Genomic DNA, 18,386 nt, shown 5'->3' with positions numbered 1-18,386 from the left:
ACGCAGTTATTCCATCATGATCTTCCAAAAATAAGAGTACATCATGAATACTGACGCCAAAGCCGCACCTAGTGTGTCGCTCCTCGACGGCAAACCTGTCGTCGAAAGCCATTCGATCGACTTCATTCCGGAAAACGAGCGCACCGACAAACTGTCGAGTCAAGGCCCGTTCTGGTTCCTCGGCAATTTCACCTTCTTCACCATGACCATCGGCTTCGTTGGCCCAAGCGTCGGCCTGACCGCGCTCTGGACCACACTCGCCGGCACGCTGGGCATCATGTTCGGCACCTTGTTCATGGCGTTCCATGGTTCGCAAGGCCCACACTTGGGCTTGCCGCAAATGATCCAGTCGCGTGCGCAGTTCGGCTATCGCGGTGTGATCCTCGTGCTGCTGGCAACGCTGTTTGTGTTTGCCGGGTTCAACATCGTCAACCTGGTGTTGATGATGCAGGGTCTGCACACGTTATTCGGGTTCGATCCCTGGGTGATCGCGGTGGCGGTGACGGTACCGGCGGCGATCCTCGCGATCCTCGGTCATGACTGGATGCACCGCAGCTTCAAATGGGCGTTGTACCTTTCGATTCCGCTGTATGGCCTGGTAACGCTGGCAGTGATGATGGGCTGGGTGCCCGATGCCGTGATGCCGGCACTGGCTGCCGGTGAAGTGGCTCCGGCGCCGCTGGGCTTCAACTGGACCGGCTTCATCGCACAGTTCGCCGCGGCGGCCAGTTACAACATCGCCTACGCACCGTACGTGTCCGACTATTCGCGTTACCTGCCAAAGAACACCTCCAGCGGCAAGCTGATTGCCGTGGTGTTTCTGGGCGCGTCGTTGTCCGGGGCGTGGATGATTTCGGTGGGTGGCTGGCTGGCCGATCACCTGCATTCCACGGATGTGCTGGTTGCTCTCGGACAAGTCGGCAACGTCGTCTCGCCTCTGATAGGTACAGCGGTGGTGGTGATCACCATCCTGGCGTTCCTGCCGGTGATCGCGATGAACATCTACAGCGCGAAACTGACCACGCTGACTTGCGTCGATTCCATCAAGCACATCGAGCCGACCCGCAAGGCGCGCATCCTGGCGATTGGTTTTGTAATCCTGCTGCAACTGGGCGTGGCCCTGAGCATCCAGAGTTCGGGCAAAGGCTTGTCGGTGCTGGGGATCTACCTGGTGGTGATGTTGTACTTCCTGGTGCCCTGGACCTCGGTCAACCTGACTGACTACTTCTTTGTGCGCAAAGGCCGCTACGCCATCCCGCACTTCTTCATGCCCCACGGCAACATCTACGGCAGCTGGGGTCTGCGTGGCATCGCCGCGTACGCCATCGGTTTCGTGTCGATGATCCCGTTCTTCTACATCTACGACGGCGTTGAACAGCGAGAAGTTTATGTCGGCCCGCTCGCCAAAGCACTGGGCAGCATCGACATCGCCTGGCTGGTCGGGCTGATCGTCTCGGGGCTGGTGTACTACTGGTTCAGCCGCTCGATCGACCTCAAGCGCGAAGAAACCGTCATCCAGCACATCGAGAAAACCTCTCCGCAATACACCACTGGCGATTCATTGAGCTTTCGCTCGTCGCCCGTTTTCAACAAATCGGAAGCCGGGAGATAACCATGGCTACGCAAAAATACGACTACATCATCATTGGTGCCGGTTCGGCGGGTTGTGTGTTGGCCAACCGCTTGAGTGAGGATCCTGCTACCTCGGTGTTGGTGCTGGAATTCGGTGGCAGTGACCGCAGCGTGGTGATCCAGATGCCCAGCGCGTTCTCGATCCCGATGAATACCAAGAAGTACAACTGGCGCTACGAAACCGAGCCAGAGCCGTTCCTCAACGGGCGGCGCATCCACTGCCCGCGCGGCAAGGTGCTGGGCGGCTCGTCGTCGATCAACGGCCTGGTCTACATCCGTGGCCACGCCTACGACTTCGACGAGTGGGAATCGCTCGGCGCCCAGGGCTGGGGCTACCGCAATTGCCTGCCGTACTTCAAACGGGCAGAACATTACGAGGAGGGTGGCGACGGCTATCGCGGCGGCACCGGGCCGTTGCACACCACCAACGGCAACCACATGAAAAACCCGCTGTATGGGGCATGGGTGGACGCCGGTGCCGAAGCCGGTTACATCAAGACCGAAGACTGCAACGGCTACATGCAGGAAGGGTTCGGTGCCATGCACATGACGGTGAAAAACGGCGTGCGCTGCTCCACGGCTAACGCTTACTTGCGCCCGGCCATGGGTCGTCCGAACCTGACCGTGATCACCCACGCGATGACCCGGCAGATCATCCTTGAAGGCAAACGCGCCGTCGGCGTCATGTATGACCACAACGGCCAGACCCATCAGGTTCATTGCAACCGCGAAGTACTGATTTCTTCAGGGCCGATCGGATCGCCGCACCTGTTGCAACGCTCCGGTATCGGCCCGGCCGAAGTCCTGCGCAAAGCCGGGATCAGTGTGCGTCATGACCTGCCAGGGGTAGGGGAGAACCTGCAGGATCATGCCGAGGTGTACATCCAGTTCGGCTGCAAGGAACCGGTGACCCTCAACAGCAAAATGGACCCGCTGAGCAAACTGATGATCGGTTTGCGCTGGCTACTGTTCAAGGATGGACTCGGCGCCACCAACCATTTCGAGGCCGGTGGTTTCATTCGCTCGGACAAGGGCTTGCGTTGGCCGGACATCCAGTTCCACTTTCTGCCTGCCGCCATGCGTTACGACGGCAACAAGCCGATCAAGGGACACGGCTTCATGGTGCTCACCGGGCCGAACAAACCCAAGAGCCGCGGCTATGTGCGCGCCCGTTCGGCTGACCCGTACGAGCATCCGCAGATCCAGTTCAACTACCTGCAACGAGAAGAGGACCGCGAAGGCTTCCGCCGCTGCATCCGCCTGACCCGGGAAATCATTGGCCAGAAGGCAATGGACCGCTTCCGCGACGGTGAAATCGCCCCAGGCCCGCTGGTGAACACCGATGAAGAGCTCGATGCCTTCGTGCGGGAAAACCTTGAGAGCACCTACCATCCTTGCGGTTCGTGCCGCATGGGCGAGGACGATATGGCGGTGGTTGATTCCGAGCTGCGTGTGCATGGCATTGCCGGGTTGCGCGTGATTGACTCCTCTGTGTTCCCGACTGAGCCGAATGGCAACCTCAACGCACCGACCATCATGCTCGCCGAGCGGGCCAGCGATCTGGTGCGCGGGCGCAACATGCTGCCAGCCTCCGATGCCCCCGTCGGTCTGGTGCAGGATTGGGAAACCAGCCAGCGCTCGTCGCTGCCGGGACGTAACGTCCGGGTTTAGTGGCGTCGGGTTTTGCTCAGAAACAGTCAGATCGACGGCGTGTCGGTCTGGCTGTTTTGTCATTTTTTGAATTCAATGGCTTAAAGATTAGGGCTGGCGGTAACGCCCTTGTCTTGCCGCGTCTCCTATACTGATCCGCGTTGACAGGTTCAACACCGATCCTGAATGCCGTTGGAGAGGTACCCCGATTCTGACGGTTTTCCCTGCGACCCCATAATAAGGAGAACAAACATGGCAATCCGCATTGGCGACGAGGCACCGGACTTTAGCGTCGAAAGCACCGAAGGCACGCTGAATTTCCACGAATGGATTGGCGACAAGTGGGCCATCCTGTTTTCGCACCCCAAGGATTTCACCCCGGTGTGCACCACCGAACTGGGCTACATGGCTGGGCTCAAACCGGAGTTCGACAAGCGCAATACTAAAATTGTCGGGCTCAGCGTCGACCCGGTCAGCAATCATGAAAGCTGGGCCAAGGACATCGAAGAAACCCAGGGGCACGCGGTCAATTACCCCATGATCGGTGACGAAAACCTGGTAGTGGCGAAGCTGTACGACATGATCCATCCGAATGCCAGTGGCGGCACCCGCACCGCCGCAGACAACGCCACCGTGCGTTCCGTGTTCATCATCGGCCCGGACAAAAAGGTCAAAGCGATGCTCATCTATCCGATGAGTGCCGGGCGTAACTTCGATGAAGTGCTGCGTCTGCTCGACTCCCTGCAATTGAACGCCAAGCACACCGTCGCCACTCCGGTTAACTGGCGTCCGGGGGAGGACGTGATCATCCCTACGTCGGTGTCCGATGAAGACGCGCGGAAGAAGTACCCGGCCGGCTTCAACACCATCAAACCTTACTTGCGCACTGTGGCGCAGCCCAAGTAATCCAACCCCCCGAGGAGCCGCGCAACATGGTCGTAAAAGCCTTTCGCGTCGACGCCAGCCATCTCGACCAGGTTGCGCGCCTTTTCGACGCCTACCGAGGCTTCTACGGCCAGCCCTCGAACCTGACGCAGTCCCGGGATTTCATCGCTGAACGCATCGCCCGGGACGAGTCTGCGATTTTCCTCGCCGAAGATGCCGTGGGTGACGCGTTGGGCTTCGTGCAGTTATACCCGACGTTTTCCTCCATCGATGCTCACCGCACCTGGCTGCTCAGTGACCTGTTCACCACCCCTGAGGCCCGAGGGCGAGGGGTAGGCACGTTGCTGATGAACACCGCTCGCGACTTTGCGGTGTTGAGCGGTGCCAAGGGCATGGTGCTGGAAACCGCCACCGACAATCTCGGTGCGCAGCGGTTGTATGAGTCGTTGGGCTATGTGCGTGATGGGGGGTATTACACGTATTGCCTTGATTTGAGGTTTAACTCATAGACGCACAAGCCGGCGGATTCAGGCGCAATGGTAGGCAACGACACAAGGTCTTGTGGCTTCCGGAAAGTCAGATGATGGCTGATATGCGAGCCTTGATCGAGTCCAAACCCCACCAACATCAAGGCAATTTCCACCCTTCACGAAACTGCTCGTATTGCGCCTCTGGCATCTGCACCAGCAGCGGAGACTCGCGAGGGTCGAGCCACTTGAGCAACGCAGTAATATCCCCCTGATCCATGGCCGTGCAGCCCGCCGTCGGGGACGTGGGGCCACGCCAGATGTGGAAGAAAATGCACGAGCCTGAGGCCGCCGTCGCCGGGGTGTTGTGCTCGATGAAAATGCCTTTGCGATAACCCTCCTCGTTGCGCATGTGTTCTGAGCTGTTCCAGTCTCTAGCCATCGCCGCACCGTCGACCAGTTCGTTGTAGCGCTGGGACTGGCTGTCATCCACGCATTCGGTGGTCGGTGTGAGCGCAAGGTAGGGCAGATGGGTGTCAACGGTAGCGTCGAAACCAAACGCCGTGCCCAGTTTGAAAATCCCCGCAGGTGCTTTTCCATCGCCTTCGCGTTTGACCGGACCCTCAAAAACACCAGCGCCGCTCAGGCCCTTGCCCCAACCCATGCCGTTTTTGCCAACTACCACGGGAAAAGCATCGCCGTACTTTCGAAAGGTTTTCCCGTCACGTTCATAGCGCTGCGCGGTGCCCTGGATGTCATCCCAGTTCTTGGAGGTGACCACGATCAGCTGACCGCTGGCACCGATGACATCGCTGGAGCTCATCGGTGTAATGGGGAAATCCATCACGTCCTTCGGTGCTCCTTCGCCACTGAACGTGAAGTGCCACCATTCCTTCGAATACCCGACGAACCCTTCTTTTTCCATGGCGCTGCTAAGGCGTTGGCGGTTTTCTTTCGCGCTGGCGTTGATCGTCGAGTTAGCGGTATGTGCGCGTTCATCGAAGCAATCGTAACCGGTGCCCATATCGAGGGCGCCGTCGTGCCAGCGCTGATCATAGGGCGCCGTGCAATCGACTTGCGCCGCCGCAGGTGTCCAGGTGTCGGCGGGTAGGGCCTCTGGGCCAATAAGTGTCAGGTCCACGGTTGAACCTTTGGAGTGCCCCGACACCCGCGCCACATAGCCCAGGCGCCAGAAGTCCTGCTTGTCCACGCGCGGATAAAACTCGGCCTTGCGCGGGTCACCCGGCTCTGTCGCGAAGCGCCCCATGTCGGCGACGGCGCGGCTGGGGCGATAACAATCGAATACCTTCAAACCATAGCCTTGCGTGCGCAATGCCGTTTGCACCCGGGCGAGGGCCGTGGCGGTGTCCACGGACAACAGGCATTCGGCTGCGTCATAACCGTCGAGCCGGTGCCCGGTGAAGTTGTGGGCGCCGGCATAGCGCATGTCCTGCTCGATGCTCGGATCGATGGTGCGCAAATAGACCATGTTCGCAGGTCTTGGCTCGGCGCTGGCCATGTCATAAATGACAAGGCTTATCAGTAACATTAGTGCGCGGCCAAGCCCCCTTGTCACGCTCATACGATTTAAATGAATATGTAACAAGATTTCACCATTGGACGGGCAGGGTAACAGCGGCTTCGTGTCAACGATGTCATGGGCCTCTATGACTTATCAATGGTGCAGGGTATGAAGTTGAAGCGGGTTTCGAATAATAATGAGGGACTATGACTGTTCTGGTTACCGGCGCTGCCGGCTTTATTGGTTTTCACACTGTTAAGCGGCTGTGCCAGCAAGGTCTTGAAGTCGTCGGAATCGACAACCTCAACGACTACTACAGCGTAGAACTCAAACAGGCACGGCTCAATGAGTTGAAGTCGTTGCCGGGTTTTCGTTTCCAGAAGCTGGATATCGTTGATAAACCGGCTTTGATGGCATTGTTCAAAGAGCATGCGTTCACCGAGGTGGTGCATTTGGCCGCACAGGCGGGCGTTCGCTATTCGCTGGACAACCCGGACGTCTACGCGCAATCGAACCTGGTGGGTTTTCTGAATGTGCTGGAAGCCTGCCGGCACTATCGCCCCGAGCATTTGATCTACGCGTCGAGCAGTTCGGTGTACGGCACCAACAGCAAGATGCCGTTCAGCGTCGAAGACGCCGTCGATCACCCGGTTTCGCTGTATGCCGCCAGCAAACGCGCCAATGAAATGCTCGCGCACAGTTACAGCCACCTTTACGGAATTCGTGCCAGCGGTCTGCGCTTTTTCACCGTTTATGGGCCGTGGGGCCGGCCAGACATGGCCTTGTTCAAGTTCACCAAAGCGATCCTCAATGGCGAGCCGATCGATATCTATAATCACGGTGAGATGGCCCGCGATTTCACTTATGTCGATGACATCGTCGAAAGCATTGCCCGCCTGCGGGAAAAACCGCCGATACCAGGCAGTGACGGCGAAGCTGCCAACCGAATCTTCAACATCGGCCGGGGCGAGCCTGTGCCGTTGTTGGCGTTCGTCGACTGTCTGGAGAAGGTGCTGGGCATCAAGGCCCGGCGCAACTATTTGCCGCTACAGGCGGGTGATGTGATCAAGACCTGGGCCGATGTGTCGGCGCTGGCGGACTGGGTCGACTTCCATCCACGTGTAACGGTTGAAACCGGTGTGGCGGAATTTGTGAAGTGGTATCGCCACTTTTATCAGCGATGAAGCGTTCGCCCTTGATACCAACCAATAACGCACCCGTGAAGGACTGAGTCATGCGTAGATCGCTTTCGCCCGGCGTTGAGTGCTTAGGCCTGATGTTGCTGGCGTTGCTTCTGATCGGCGCAGGGTTGGGGCTGCGGCAGCCGCAGAATGTCGACGAGGAGCGATTCCTCGGCGTTGCCCTAGAGATGTTGCATAACAGTTCGTGGCTGATTCCGCACCGGGCGGCAGAGATCTACGGCGACAAGCCGCCGATTTTCATGTGGACCGTAGCGTTTTTGAGCTGGCTGACCGGAAAACCCGCCATTGCCCTCTATATTCCGGGCCTGTTGTCCGGCGTGACGGTCACCGCTGTGGTCTACGATCTGGGCCGTCGCCTGTGGAGTCGGCGGATCGGCCGGATTGCGGCATTGTTGTACTTGGCCACTTATCAGACTTACAGCATCTTGCAAACCGGTCAGATTGACAGCTTTTTGGTGCTGTTTACATCGGTCGGCCTGTACGGCCTGGCGCGTCACCTGTTGCTCGGCCCGGCCTGGCGCTGGTTTTACATCGGTTGCGCGGCGATGGGCGTGGGCGTGATCACCAAAGGGGTCGGGTTTGTCCCGGCGCTGATGCTGATTCCGTATGCCTATGCGGTGCGCAAACACTGGCCCGGCGTGGTGGCGATGCCGGACGAGGCGCGCAAGTGGTGGCTGGGGTTGGCGGTGATGTTGGGCGCCACGGCTATCTGGTTGCTGCCCTTGGCGTTGTCCATCGTGGTCAATGGCGGCGCCGATGAAGTGGCCTATGCCAAGGAAATTCTGCTGCGTCAGACCGCAGGGCGATATGCCGCAGCCTGGGACCATCGTGAACCGTTCTGGTATTTCTTCGTTTACGTGATCCCGCAGTATTGGCTGCCGTTGGTGCTGGCGCTGCCGTGGCTGGTGCCCGCGTGGCGTCGTCAACTGCGCAAGCACGACGGGCGCGTATTGGTACTGCTGGGCTGGGTCCTGCTGGTGGTGCTGTTTTTCTGCATCAGCAGCGGCAAACGCAAGTTGTACATTTACCCGGCGCTGCCCGGGTTGGTGTTGGTGGCGGCACCGTTGATTCCCTGGTTGCTCAAACGCTGGTTCAGCCAGCGTCCGCGCGGTCGACGGGTGTTCCAGGCGGTGGCCGTGATCTGGTTTGCGCTGTGGTTCGCCCGTGGCTTCATCGAGCCGGTCAGGGACGGTGCCAACCCGCATAACGCGATCATGGCGCAGGCCGCAACCATGACCGGCGGTGCGGAACTGGTGCTGGTCAACTGGCGCGAGGGGCACTGGCTGTACGCTCGGCAACCGATTGTGCATTTCGGCATGGCCGGCTCCTCGGTCGAGCAAGCGGCACAATGGCTGCGCGACCATCCCAAGGCCTACGCGCTTGTCCCCGACGAGGAGCTGGGCAAGTGTTTCAATGCCCAGACCGCCCGTGAGTTGGGCGAAACCTCGCGTGCGAAGTGGTCTATTGTGGGGGCCGACGCGGACAACGGACAGTGTCATCCGCTATCGCCTGCCCATGTCTATCACTTCACCTGGAACGAACGGGTCAAGGAATTGAGGGCGGCGTTGCGCTGACGGCGCCGATCAGGTGGGCGGGCCAGGCCAAGCGCCTGCCACTCCCATCCATTTCGTCACCGTGGGCGCCTGCCACTGCTCCAGCGCATCGATCAGCGCGGACGGATCGATGTTGAAGATCAGCATGTCGCGGTGTTCGGTTTTCATGAAGCCTTCGTTCACCGCATGCTCAAGCAGGCTGCGCACCGGGTTGAAAAAGTCACCGATGTTCAGGCAGGCGACCCCTTTGTGGTGTTCGCCCAACTGAGTCAGCGTCGCGACTTCAAACAGTTCTTCAAACGTCCCCAAACCGCCCGGCAATGCGATAAACGCATCCGCCCATTCGCTCATGCGCGCCTTTCGGCTGCGCATGTCTTGCGTGACTTCATGCCGGGTCAGGCCGGGATGAAGGTGCCCGAGGTCGAACAACAAGCGCGTGATGATGCCAACGACTTCACCGCCCTCGGCGAGCACCGTGTCGGCCATCACACCCATCAAGCCTTTGTCGGTGCCGCCATACACCAGGCGTATGCCGCGTCTGGCGATTTCCCGGCCCAAGGCTTGGGCGCCCTCAATATAGGCGGGATTGAAGCCGGTGTTGGAACCGGAGAACACGGCAATGCTACGAAGGGGAGGAGGTGTCGGCATCGGATTTTCCTGGGGCTGGGTCAGTGGTTCAGCACACAGGGTGTCGCCCCATCGGCCCGGGCAAAAGAGCCAAGAATGGCGTGTTGAACCGGGCCATGTTCGTCGAGATGCCTAGATCAATTGCAGAATGCGTCTGCCCAGTTGTTCGGCCATCTCTTGCGAGTCGATGTTGGCGAACCCGAGCAGCAGCGCCGAATCGGTCGGGTCATGGATACGCCAGTCGGACAAGGCTTCTGCGTAAATCCCGGCCTGTTGCAGGCGCTCGACCAGTGCGCTGTCGGACGCTTGCCCGGTCAGACGAAGAATCAGGTGCATGCCACCCGGCAGGGCATCAATGCGAATGTGATCGCCCAGGGCTTTCTTGAGCCCGCGCGCCGTGGCCTCGCGGCGTTCACCGTAGAGTTTTCGCATGCGCTGGATATGGCGAGCGAAATGCCCCTCGGTCACAAAGGTGGCGACGATGGCTTGGGTCAATTCCGGGCAACCGCCGAGGAATATCTGGCCGACCTGTTCGAAGCGTTCGACCTGCGCCTCTGGCACCACCAGGTACGCGAGGCGGATACCGGGAAACAGCACTTTGCTGAACGTGCCGCAATAAAGCACACGACCGTCGCGATCCAGGCTCTTGAGTGCAGGCAGTGGACGGCTGATGTAGCGGTACTCACCGTCGTAGTCGTCCTCGACAATCCACGCTTGCTGCCGGGATGCCCACTCCAGCAATTCCAGGCGACGTGGCAACGACAGCGAGACGCACAGCGGGCTTTGATGGGCCGGTGTGACGACGGCTGCACGGGCGCCGGGTGTGCGCTGGATACCTTGCGCGACCTGCATGCCGTCCTGGTCCATGGAAACCGGGGCAACCTGGATTTGCAGGTGTTCCAGCAACTGCCGGGTGGGCAAGTAGCCGGGGTCTTCGACGAGCACTCGGTCACCCGGCTTGAGCAGCGCATGAGTGATCAGCGACAGCGTGTTTCGGTAGCCCGAAGTGACGAACACCTGCGCGGGCGAACACGTTATGCCGCGCGCAACCTGCAGGTAAGTGGCAATCGCAGAGCGTAGTGAGTCCAGCCCGTACACCGAGGGGTTGGCCATGTCCGCCATCTGCGTAGCGCGAACGCAGCGAGCGCCGATTTGCGACCAGACTTTTCTGGGGAAGGCATCCAATGCGGGCAGGGCCATCTGGAACGGCAGAATGGGTGCCTTGTGCCGGATGTACTGGCTGCTCGCCGGGCTGGCTGTTTGCGCCGCACGAGCAGACAGTGCCTTGACATTGATGCCCGCCGCCACAACCGTGCCCGCTTGGCCACGAGACTGGAGGAACCCTTCGGCGGTGAGGAGGGAATACGCGGTATCGATGGTGCCTCGCGCCAGTCCCAGTTCCTTGGCCAATGCCCGTGCGGCGGGAACGCGTTCGCCTGGCATGAGCAAACCGTCCGTTATGGCGCCGCGGAACCGCCAGTAAAGCTGCCGGTAGATCGGTTCGGTAGAGGTCGGGTCGAGGGGGGAGAAGCGCTTGATCTGCTGGTTCATGGCTTCATCCACCGCTCAGGGGCGGTTCGCTTCGTATCAAGGTGCGTCCTTATTTTTGCCCGAGGAAATTCAGCATGATCGCATTGAAGTCCGCCGGTGCCTGCATGAATGCGAAGTGACTGGCGTTGGGCAATATGGCCAGGCCGGCGCCCGGGATGGTTGCGGCCAGGTACTCCGTGTGCTCACGGTTGATCGCTTCATCGTGGTCGCCATCGACAATCAATACCGGTGTTTTTATGGTCTTGAGGTCTGCATCGCTCCACCCTGGCTGCGACGCCCACATATGGCTGATCTGCTCGACGAACTCATCAAACTTGTCGGGTGTTTTCGACAGCTTTTTGTATTCCTGCCCGGCGCGATCAATGTAGGCGGCAAACGTCGGGTTTTTTTCAACGCCTTGGATGACGCCTGAGGTTTTTGAGTTGGCGGCGAAGGCGAATATTTTTCCGACGCGATCAGGGTGACGCATCGCCAGATCCAGACCCAAAATCCCCCCATCGCTCCATCCCACGACGTCCGCCTTATGGATTTTCAGGTGGTCCAGCACCGCAACGACGTCATCGGCCATCAAGTCGTAGCCATAGGCTTGCGCATCCCGACCACTGCGACCGTGGCCACGGCTGTCCAGCAAGATCACGGTGTGATGCGGCGCGAGCACGTTGACCTGATTGCCCCAATAGTCGGAGTTGGCCAGGCCGCCATGCAACAGGACAACGGGAGAACCGTGCCCAATGACGCGGTAGAAAATTTTCGCGCCGTTGACGTCGAGGTAGGCGGACTTGGACGCCATCGTGATCTGGGGCGTGGCGGGCAGTGTTTCCCAGCGCTCGGCAGCGTGTGCAATCGAAAACGAGGCGCACAGCAAAAAAGCGACAGCGGTGAGACGGTTCATGGGGCTCTCCCTTCGGTCATCGAAGCGCTGAAAAATGCGCTTCCACTGCTTGGTCCGACTTGCTCCTGGCCAGCGCTACAGCCTGCGGACCCAAAGCGGTGCCTTCAACAGAGAAGAACGTTAGTGCATGCAGTCCGATCATGCCCAGAACCGCTTTCAGATACGGGGTCAGAAAGTCGGGCTGACGCGGGTCTTCTCCTGAAAATCGTCCTCCCGATGACACGGCAATAAAGACGGGACGGTCGTGCAGCACGCTGGTTTTCCCTTGCGCGCCGACATTGAACGTGCGACGGACGCGAGCGATATGGTCGATCCAGATTTTCAGTGCCGCGGGGACGGTGAAGTTGTGCATGGGGGTGCCGATCACCACAACGTCGGCGCTTTCCAGTTCTTCAATCAGCACTTCCGATTGGGCCATGGAGCCTTCTTGGGACACATCGGCGGACGCTTGTTGGGACATCGCGTAATGCTCATCAACCTGCGGTATGGCATCGCCGCTCACCACCCGGTTGATAACGGTTGCAGTGGGATCGCTCTTTAGCAAATGACCAATGATGTGCCTGGACAGTCGATAGCTCTCGGAAGTTGTCCCGCGAGGGCTGCACGTCACGTGGAGGATTTTCATGGTTCGCCCCTAAATAAAAGTACGTATTCGAGGGGGCATTCTAGGAAGCGGATGACCTATGCCAAAGGTCCAAGAAGTGAGCAGTTGACTGGGCCATGACTGCGCTTTCATGGCCCATGACGCAAGGCGGATCATGGATCTTAGCAATTAGACCAAGACGCAGCACGATGGAGCTCCTCACAGCAAACACAAAGGATTCATCATGAGCAATCGTCTCGACTACGCCAAGGCTGCACCCGAAGGCTACAAAGCTTTTGGCGGGGTATACGTCTACCTGCAAAACAGCGGTCTCTCCCACGAACTGATCGATCTTGTTTATCTACGGGTGTCGCAAATCAATGGCTGCGCCTATTGCATCGATATGCACTCGCGCGATCTGCTCAAACTGGGCGTCGTCGTTGAAAAATTGGTGCTGGTGCCAGTCTGGCGCGATGCGGGTGACGTTTTCACTGACCGCGAACGTATTGCGCTGGGCTGGGCGGAAACCGTCACACGCGTCGCTGATATGGGCGTTCCCGATGCGGAATATGAAGCGGCAGCTGCCGAGTTCAGTGATAAAGAATTGGCTGATCTGACTTACGCGATTGGGTTGATGAACGCCTTTAATCGATTTGGTGTGACGTTCCGTTCGACCCCTGCGGCGGCTGGAAAGTAGAACGCTCTTCAGGTTTCGCCAGGTCGTAATGCCTGGCGATTCAACTTACGTCATTCCTCCCGCAGGACAATCAACATGGCATGGGCACTGCTCGGCATCGCTGGCATTCTCGAAATTGCGTTCGCTTTCTACATGAAGGGCTCGGAAGGATTCACCCGGTTAGTCCCTGGACTTTTGGCGGCCGCCACGGGTTTGTCGAGTGTCTTTCTTCTTTCGCTCTCATTGCGCTCACTGCCGGTGGGAACGGCTTACGCGGTCTGGACCGGTATCGGTGCGGCGGGCACCGCGATTCTGGGCATGGCGCTGCTGGGGGATGCCACCACGGCGCTGAGGATCGCGTGCATTGTGCTTATTTTGGCCGGTGTCATCGGGCTCAGGCTGGTCTCGGGAAACTGAACCCGACGCTGGATGTTTTACGCGGGTAAGGCAATTTGCTGGCCCCGCTGGCGCGAAGTTATCGCCAAAATCACTTTATTTTCAGGTGGTTAGGCGGAATGCAATTGCGCAATGTAACGGTCACGTTGATCTCGTTTACCCTGGCGAGCATGGCGGGTGCGGTCCAGGCCAGGGAGTTGATGCCCAATGACCGCTATATGTGTGACTGGGGCGCGGGGACGGCGGCCAGAGCCCAGGAGCTCAAGTTGTCCGGGGTGTCGCTGTATGCCGCTCGCCAGAAGATACAGACCTACAAGTTCAACAAACCGTGGATGCACATGATGGCCATGGGCATTACCGAGCAAACCTACGACAGCCCGTCGCGGTTCAAACCTGCTGCGGTCCGGCAGAGTTTTTATGAAGAGTGCATCAGGTATAAGTTGGCGCGGAAGTGATAACGCACGAACGTACAGTGTCGTTCCCACATCACTTCAGGCATTTTGCCCCGGCCTTGGCCACTTGCGCATCCTGCTCGGCCTTGACGCCGGACACGCCGACCGCGCCGATCACCTGACCATCAAAAATAATCGGCACGCCACCTTCAAGCGACGTCAGTAACGGCGCGGATAAAAAGGCGTAGCGTCCACCATTGACCATGTCTTCATAGCCCTTGGATTCGCGCCGGCCCAAGGCCGAGGTGCGGGCTTTTTCGGTGGCGATGTAGGCGCTGCTGGGCGCGCAACCGTCGAGGCGTTCCAGTGCCAGGGGATGGCCGCCGTCGTCGACAATCACGATGGTCACGGCCCATTGATTGTTCTGTGCTTCGGTGCGGGCGGCGGCGAGGATCTGGCTGACTTCGGCCTGGCTCAGTACGGCTTTGCTTTTCATGGCAATTCTCCAATGCGCGATCAGGGCAGGGCGGCTTCGACCAGTTCGATCCAGTGCCTGACGGGGGTTCGACCCGCACCGTCAAGGTGCGACTGGCAGCCGATATTGGCGGTGACTATGACTTCGGGAAATCCGCTCTCCAGCGCATTTAGCTTGTTATCGCGCAGTTGTCGGGACAGCTCGGGTTGGGTCAGTGAATAGGTGCCCGCCGAGCCGCAGCACAAGTGGCTATCGGGCACGGGCGTGAGGTTGAAACCCAGGCGCGTCAGCAACGCTTCAACCGCGCCGCCGAGTTTTTGCGCGTGCTGCAAGGTGCAGGGGCAATGGAACGCCAGGCGTTGGGCAGCGTGGATGCCGAGTGCTTCCAGCGGTTCTTCGCGCAACACTTCGACCAAGTCTTTGGCCAACGCACTAACCTTTTGCGCCTTGTCGGCATAGGCCGGGTCGGCGCGGAGCAAGTGGCCATAGTCTTTGATGAACGCACCGCAACCGCTGGCGGTTTGCACGATGGCTTCGACACCGTTTTCAATGCTCGGCCACCACGCATCGATGTTGTGTCGTGCGCGATCAAGGCCGGCGGCCTGAGCGTCGAGGTGATAGTCGACGGCGCCGCAGCACCCGGCCTCGGGGCTCGGTGTGATGCTGATGCCCAGTCGATCCAGCACGCGTGCGGTGGCGGCATTGGTGTTGGGCGACAACCCCGGCTGCACGCAACCTTCCAGTATCAGCACCCGCCTCGGGTGGCGCACAGTCGGGCGCGGTTTGGCCGGGTACACACGCCGAGGCAACTTGGCTTGCAAGGTGTTTGGCAACAACGCACGAAACATCTGTCCGCTGTTGACCAGCGCTTTGAACAGCCCAGGATTGGGCACGACGCGGCGCAAACCTTCGCGCAACAAGCGCTGGTCGAGTGGGCGCGGTACGGCGGCATCCACCACCGCGCGACCAATGTCGAGCAAGTTGTGGTAATCGACGCCAGAGGGGCAGGTGGTTTCGCAGTTGCGGCACGACAGGCAACGGTCCAGATGCTGCTGGGTTTTTTGGGTAGCCTCGTGGCCTTCCAGCACCTGCTTGATCAGGTAGATGCGACCCCTGGGCCCATCCAGCTCATCGCCCAACAGTTGATAGGTCGGGCAAGTGGCATTGCAAAAACCGCAGTGCACGCAGGTGCGCAGAATGCTTTCGGCTTCTTCGGCGCGGGGCAGTTGGCGGGCCTGTTCGCTCAAGGTGGTCTGCATGGGTCAACACTCCGCGTACAAGCGACCGGGGTTGAAGATGCCCCGTGGATCAAGTTGCTGCTTCAGGTTCTGGTGGTAGTGCATCAGCGCAGCAGGCAACGGTTGGAACGGGCTGTCGATCAGGCCGTGGCTGTAACAGGTCACATGCCCGCCAACCTCACCGACGATCTCGCGAATGAGCGACGCCTGCGACTCGGATTTGAGCCAGCGTTGTGCGCCGCCCCAATCGATCAGTTGAATGCCGGGCAGGGAAAGCCGAGGTGTGTTGTGCGGTAAGGACAACCGCCAAAGGGGCTGGTCCTCATCGAAGAAACCCAGTCGATGTTCGTTGAGATCCGCCCAGTATGAAGCGTCGAGCAACTCGCCACCTAAACGGTCATGGGCCGCCGCCACCGAGCCTTCGCCGCCCTCGAGCCGCAAGTGCAGGCGCTGCCCGTCGTGGCACGCCGCGCTGATCGGCAAGGGCTGCTGGCCCCACTCCACGAGGCGAAGCAAAGCGCGATCACTGTCCATTTCCAGGCTGATGCTCAGGCAATGTCGCGGTTTGGGCAGCACCTTGAGCGACACTTCAGTCACCACCCCCAGCGCGCCGTAACTGCCGACCATCAAGCGCGACAGGTCATAGCCGGCGACGTTCTTCATGACTTCACCACCGAAGCGCAAATGCTTGCCGTGTCCGGTGATCACCCGCGTACCGAGGACAAAGTCCCTGACCGAGCCTGACCACGGACGCCGTGGTCCCGACAACCCACAGGCAATCATGCCGCCGACGGTGGCGTCTTCACCAAAGGAGGGCGGTTCGCACGCCAGCATCTGCTGTGCGTCGTCCAAAACTTCGGCCAGTTCTGACAACGGCGTACCGCAACGGGCGGTGATCACCAGTTCGGTCGGGTCATAGCTGACGATGCCTCGGTGGGTGCGCGTATCGAGGACTTCCCCCGCGACGATGCGCCCAAGGAAGGCCTTGCTGTTGGAGCCCTGAATGCGCAGCGGCGTTGCGTTTTGCAGCGCCTGATTGACTTGTTCCAGCAGTGTGGCGCTGTCATCCATGTCGAATTCGCTGCGCATCAGAAGCGCTCCAGATCAGGGAAGGGCATCTGTCCCATATGCACGTGCAGGGCGCCAAATTCGGCGCAGCGGTGCAGGGTGGGAATGTTCTTGCCGGGATTGAGCAGACCGCCCGGATCGAAGGCGGCTTTGACCGCATGGAACAGCGTCAGCTCATCGCTGTTGAACTGCGCACACATCTGATTGATCTTTTCGCGGCCCACACCGTGTTCACCGGTAATGCTGCCGCCGACCTTCACGCACAATTCGAGGATCTTGCCGCCCAGGGTTTCGGCGCGGTCGAGTTCGCCGGGCTGGTTGGCATCGAACAAAATCAGCGGATGCATGTTGCCGTCGCCAGCGTGGAAAACATTGGCTACCCGCAGGCCATATTCGGCCGACAGCGCTGCGATAGCCTGCAACACGCCGGGCAGTTCGCGGCGCGGGATCGTCCCGTCCATGCAGTAGTAATCCGGCGACAGGCGTCCCACCGCCGGGAAGGCATTCTTGCGTCCGGCCCAGAAACGCACGCGTTCGGCCTCATCGCGGGCCTGGCGGACTTCGGTGGCGCCTGCCTGTTCCAGCACCTGGCGCACGCGGTTGCAGTCATCATGCACGTCGGCTTCCACGCCATCGAGTTCACAAAGCAAAATGGCTTCGGCGTCGACGGGATAACCGGCGTGGATGAAGTCTTCAGCTGCGCGAATGGCCAGGTTGTCCATCATCTCCAAGCCGCCGGGAATGATGCCGGCGGCAATAATGTCGCCCACCGCACGGCCGGCTTTTTCGACGGAATCGAAGGCGGCCAGCAGCACTTTTGCGGTCTGCGGTTTGGGCAGCAGTTTGACTGTCACCTCGGTGATTACCCCGAGCATGCCTTCGGAACCGGTGAACAAGGCCAGTAAATCGAAGCCGGGCGAGTCCAGGGCATCGGAACCCAGCGTCAGGTGTTCGCCCTCGACGGTGAGGATCTCGACCTTGAGCAGGTTGTGCACGGTCAGGCCGTACTTGAGGCAATGCACGCCACCGGCGTTTTCGGCGACGTTACCGCCGATAGAACAGGCAATCTGCGAGGAGGGGTCCGGCGCGTAATACAGGCCGAAGGGCGCCGCCGCCTGGGAAATAGCCAGATTACGTACCCCTGGCTGAACCCGTGCGGTGCGGGCATCGGGGTCGATGTGCAAGATGTTGTTGAAGCGCGCCATCACCAGCAGCACGCCTTTTTCCAGCGGCAATGCACCACCAGACAAACCCGTGCCGGCACCACGGGCAACCACCGGGACGTGCCGCTCATGGCAGACTCTAAGGACACCCTGGACTTCGTCGAGGTGGCGGGGCAGCACCACTAGCAGGGGCGTGGTGCGATAAGCGGAGAGCCCGTCGCATTCGTACGGCCTGAGTTCTTCCTGCTGGTGCAGAATTTCCAGATCGGGCAGCCGCGCGTGCAGCGCCTTGAGCAGAGCGGCTTTGTCGACGTCAGGCAAAACGCCGTCGACGCGTTCATCGTAAAGAATGTTCATCGCCTGATCGTAACCCTCAGTTGTTTTTATTCGAGGACTTCCGGTGACAGTTAATGT

The 18,386-nt window shown here is 59.7% G+C and carries 18 protein-coding genes; 9 read left to right on the top strand and 9 right to left on the bottom strand.

Annotated elements, in window-relative coordinates; all coding sequences use genetic code 11:
- Window positions 1-43: 43 nt before the first annotated feature.
- The 4 genes from KGB06_RS15960 to KGB06_RS15945 all read left to right on the top strand — a co-directional run bounded on the left by KGB06_RS15960 (window position 44) and on the right by KGB06_RS15945 (window position 4,676).
- The gene (locus tag KGB06_RS15960; protein WP_223517336.1) at window positions 44-1,612 is read left to right on the top strand and encodes a purine-cytosine permease family protein; all 1,569 of its coding nucleotides are present in this window, start codon (window positions 44-46) and stop codon (window positions 1,610-1,612) included.
- Window positions 1,613-1,614: 2 nt separating this feature from the next.
- On the top strand, window positions 1,615-3,303 hold the full coding sequence (gene betA / locus KGB06_RS15955; protein ID WP_223517334.1) for a choline dehydrogenase: 1,689 nt from the start codon (window positions 1,615-1,617) through the stop codon (window positions 3,301-3,303).
- A 231-nt stretch (window positions 3,304-3,534) separates the two neighbouring features.
- Window positions 3,535-4,188 carry a peroxiredoxin gene (locus tag KGB06_RS15950; protein ID WP_223517332.1) on the top strand — a complete coding sequence of 218 codons (654 nt, stop codon included), beginning with the start codon at window positions 3,535-3,537 and terminating at the stop codon, window positions 4,186-4,188.
- 26 nt (window positions 4,189-4,214) lie between these two features.
- A complete protein-coding gene (locus KGB06_RS15945) occupies window positions 4,215-4,676 on the top strand; it encodes a GNAT family N-acetyltransferase (protein ID WP_223517330.1) in 462 nt (153 codons plus the stop codon).
- A gap of 118 nt (window positions 4,677-4,794) precedes the next feature.
- Here the strand turns inward: KGB06_RS15945 and KGB06_RS15940 are convergent, their stop codons facing one another.
- Window positions 4,795-6,183, bottom strand: coding sequence for a M15 family metallopeptidase (locus KGB06_RS15940; RefSeq protein WP_411741853.1), 1,389 nt, complete (start codon window positions 6,181-6,183; stop codon window positions 4,795-4,797).
- Window positions 6,184-6,362: 179 nt separating this feature from the next.
- On the opposite strand from KGB06_RS15940, the gene KGB06_RS15935 reads away from it, so the two are divergent.
- Both KGB06_RS15935 and KGB06_RS15930 read left to right on the top strand, forming a co-directional pair.
- Window positions 6,363-7,340: an NAD-dependent epimerase gene (locus KGB06_RS15935; protein WP_223517326.1), complete on the top strand. Its 978-nt coding sequence runs from the start codon at window positions 6,363-6,365 to the stop codon at window positions 7,338-7,340.
- Between the two features lie 50 nt (window positions 7,341-7,390).
- Window positions 7,391-8,932, top strand: a complete 1,542-nt coding sequence (locus KGB06_RS15930) for an ArnT family glycosyltransferase (protein ID WP_223517318.1) — start codon at window positions 7,391-7,393, stop codon at window positions 8,930-8,932.
- Window positions 8,933-8,941: 9 nt separating this feature from the next.
- Here KGB06_RS15930 and KGB06_RS15925 read toward each other — a convergent pair whose 3' ends face one another.
- The 4 genes from KGB06_RS15925 to KGB06_RS15910 form a co-directional block, all read right to left on the bottom strand.
- On the bottom strand, window positions 8,942-9,559 hold the full coding sequence (locus tag KGB06_RS15925; RefSeq protein WP_223517316.1) for a TIGR00730 family Rossman fold protein: 618 nt from the start codon (window positions 9,557-9,559) through the stop codon (window positions 8,942-8,944).
- Window positions 9,560-9,670: 111 nt separating this feature from the next.
- Complete coding sequence (locus KGB06_RS15920) at window positions 9,671-11,089, bottom strand: PLP-dependent aminotransferase family protein (protein WP_223517314.1); 1,419 nt, start codon at window positions 11,087-11,089, stop codon at window positions 9,671-9,673.
- A 49-nt stretch (window positions 11,090-11,138) separates the two neighbouring features.
- The gene (locus tag KGB06_RS15915; protein ID WP_223517312.1) at window positions 11,139-11,981 is read right to left on the bottom strand and encodes an alpha/beta fold hydrolase; all 843 of its coding nucleotides are present in this window, start codon (window positions 11,979-11,981) and stop codon (window positions 11,139-11,141) included.
- 16 nt (window positions 11,982-11,997) lie between these two features.
- A complete protein-coding gene (locus tag KGB06_RS15910; protein WP_223517310.1) occupies window positions 11,998-12,606 on the bottom strand; it encodes an FMN-dependent NADH-azoreductase in 609 nt (202 codons plus the stop codon).
- Between the two features lie 202 nt (window positions 12,607-12,808).
- On the opposite strand from KGB06_RS15910, the gene KGB06_RS15905 reads away from it, so the two are divergent.
- The 3 genes from KGB06_RS15905 to KGB06_RS15895 all read left to right on the top strand — a co-directional run bounded on the left by KGB06_RS15905 (window position 12,809) and on the right by KGB06_RS15895 (window position 14,091).
- Window positions 12,809-13,261 carry a carboxymuconolactone decarboxylase family protein gene (locus KGB06_RS15905; protein ID WP_223517309.1) on the top strand — a complete coding sequence of 151 codons (453 nt, stop codon included), beginning with the start codon at window positions 12,809-12,811 and terminating at the stop codon, window positions 13,259-13,261.
- 75 nt (window positions 13,262-13,336) lie between these two features.
- On the top strand, window positions 13,337-13,657 hold the full coding sequence (locus tag KGB06_RS15900) for a DMT family transporter (RefSeq protein WP_223517307.1): 321 nt from the start codon (window positions 13,337-13,339) through the stop codon (window positions 13,655-13,657).
- 98 nt (window positions 13,658-13,755) lie between these two features.
- Window positions 13,756-14,091, top strand: a complete 336-nt coding sequence (locus tag KGB06_RS15895; RefSeq protein WP_223517306.1) for a hypothetical protein — start codon at window positions 13,756-13,758, stop codon at window positions 14,089-14,091.
- A 31-nt stretch (window positions 14,092-14,122) separates the two neighbouring features.
- Here KGB06_RS15895 and KGB06_RS15890 read toward each other — a convergent pair whose 3' ends face one another.
- Genes KGB06_RS15890 through glcD form a run of 4 tightly spaced genes read right to left on the bottom strand, consistent with a single transcriptional unit; the run spans window position 14,123 to window position 18,329 of the window.
- Window positions 14,123-14,524, bottom strand: a complete 402-nt coding sequence (locus KGB06_RS15890) for a heme-binding protein (RefSeq protein ID WP_223517304.1) — start codon at window positions 14,522-14,524, stop codon at window positions 14,123-14,125.
- 20 nt (window positions 14,525-14,544) lie between these two features.
- Complete coding sequence (gene glcF / locus KGB06_RS15885) at window positions 14,545-15,762, bottom strand: glycolate oxidase subunit GlcF (RefSeq protein WP_223517303.1); 1,218 nt, start codon at window positions 15,760-15,762, stop codon at window positions 14,545-14,547.
- Between the two features lie 3 nt (window positions 15,763-15,765).
- Entirely contained in the window at window positions 15,766-16,830 is a 1,065-nt protein-coding gene (gene glcE, locus KGB06_RS15880) for a glycolate oxidase subunit GlcE (RefSeq protein WP_223517301.1), read from the bottom strand.
- Window positions 16,830-18,329: a glycolate oxidase subunit GlcD gene (gene glcD / locus KGB06_RS15875; protein ID WP_223517299.1), complete on the bottom strand. Its 1,500-nt coding sequence runs from the start codon at window positions 18,327-18,329 to the stop codon at window positions 16,830-16,832. Before glcD ends, glcE begins: the two co-directional genes overlap by 1 nt.
- Window positions 18,330-18,386: the final 57 nt, after the last annotated feature.

Source organism: Pseudomonas sp. GL-B-19 (assembly GCF_019956415.1).
In the GTDB taxonomy this organism is placed as follows: Bacteria; Pseudomonadota; Gammaproteobacteria; order Pseudomonadales; family Pseudomonadaceae; genus Aquipseudomonas.
The sequence above is the reverse complement of the archived record's forward strand: the minus strand, read 5'-3'. Positions and strand labels throughout refer to the sequence as shown.

Bases quoted from the DNA above. Each gene is read 5' to 3' on its own strand.
- KGB06_RS15930 (WP_223517318.1), top strand. From the start codon at position 7,391: ATGCGTAGATCGCTTTCGCCCGGCGTTGAGTGCTTAGGCCTGATGTTG.
- KGB06_RS15915 (WP_223517312.1), bottom strand. From the start codon at position 11,981: ATGAACCGTCTCACCGCTGTCGCTTTTTTGCTGTGCGCCTCGTTTTCG.
- betA (WP_223517334.1), top strand. From the start codon at position 1,615: ATGGCTACGCAAAAATACGACTACATCATCATTGGTGCCGGTTCGGCG.
- glcE (WP_223517301.1), bottom strand. From the start codon at position 16,830: ATGCGCAGCGAATTCGACATGGATGACAGCGCCACACTGCTGGAACAA.
- KGB06_RS15925 (WP_223517316.1), bottom strand. From the start codon at position 9,559: ATGCCGACACCTCCTCCCCTTCGTAGCATTGCCGTGTTCTCCGGTTCC.
- KGB06_RS15905 (WP_223517309.1), top strand. From the start codon at position 12,809: ATGAGCAATCGTCTCGACTACGCCAAGGCTGCACCCGAAGGCTACAAA.
- KGB06_RS15895 (WP_223517306.1), top strand. From the start codon at position 13,756: ATGCAATTGCGCAATGTAACGGTCACGTTGATCTCGTTTACCCTGGCG.
- KGB06_RS15960 (WP_223517336.1), top strand. From the start codon at position 44: ATGAATACTGACGCCAAAGCCGCACCTAGTGTGTCGCTCCTCGACGGC.
- KGB06_RS15940 (WP_411741853.1), bottom strand. From the start codon at position 6,183: ATGTTACTGATAAGCCTTGTCATTTATGACATGGCCAGCGCCGAGCCA.
- KGB06_RS15935 (WP_223517326.1), top strand. From the start codon at position 6,363: ATGACTGTTCTGGTTACCGGCGCTGCCGGCTTTATTGGTTTTCACACT.
- KGB06_RS15900 (WP_223517307.1), top strand. From the start codon at position 13,337: ATGGCATGGGCACTGCTCGGCATCGCTGGCATTCTCGAAATTGCGTTC.
- KGB06_RS15945 (WP_223517330.1), top strand. From the start codon at position 4,215: ATGGTCGTAAAAGCCTTTCGCGTCGACGCCAGCCATCTCGACCAGGTT.
- KGB06_RS15890 (WP_223517304.1), bottom strand. From the start codon at position 14,524: ATGAAAAGCAAAGCCGTACTGAGCCAGGCCGAAGTCAGCCAGATCCTC.
- KGB06_RS15920 (WP_223517314.1), bottom strand. From the start codon at position 11,089: ATGAACCAGCAGATCAAGCGCTTCTCCCCCCTCGACCCGACCTCTACC.
- glcF (WP_223517303.1), bottom strand. From the start codon at position 15,762: ATGCAGACCACCTTGAGCGAACAGGCCCGCCAACTGCCCCGCGCCGAA.
- glcD (WP_223517299.1), bottom strand. From the start codon at position 18,329: ATGAACATTCTTTACGATGAACGCGTCGACGGCGTTTTGCCTGACGTC.
- KGB06_RS15950 (WP_223517332.1), top strand. From the start codon at position 3,535: ATGGCAATCCGCATTGGCGACGAGGCACCGGACTTTAGCGTCGAAAGC.
- KGB06_RS15910 (WP_223517310.1), bottom strand. From the start codon at position 12,606: ATGAAAATCCTCCACGTGACGTGCAGCCCTCGCGGGACAACTTCCGAG.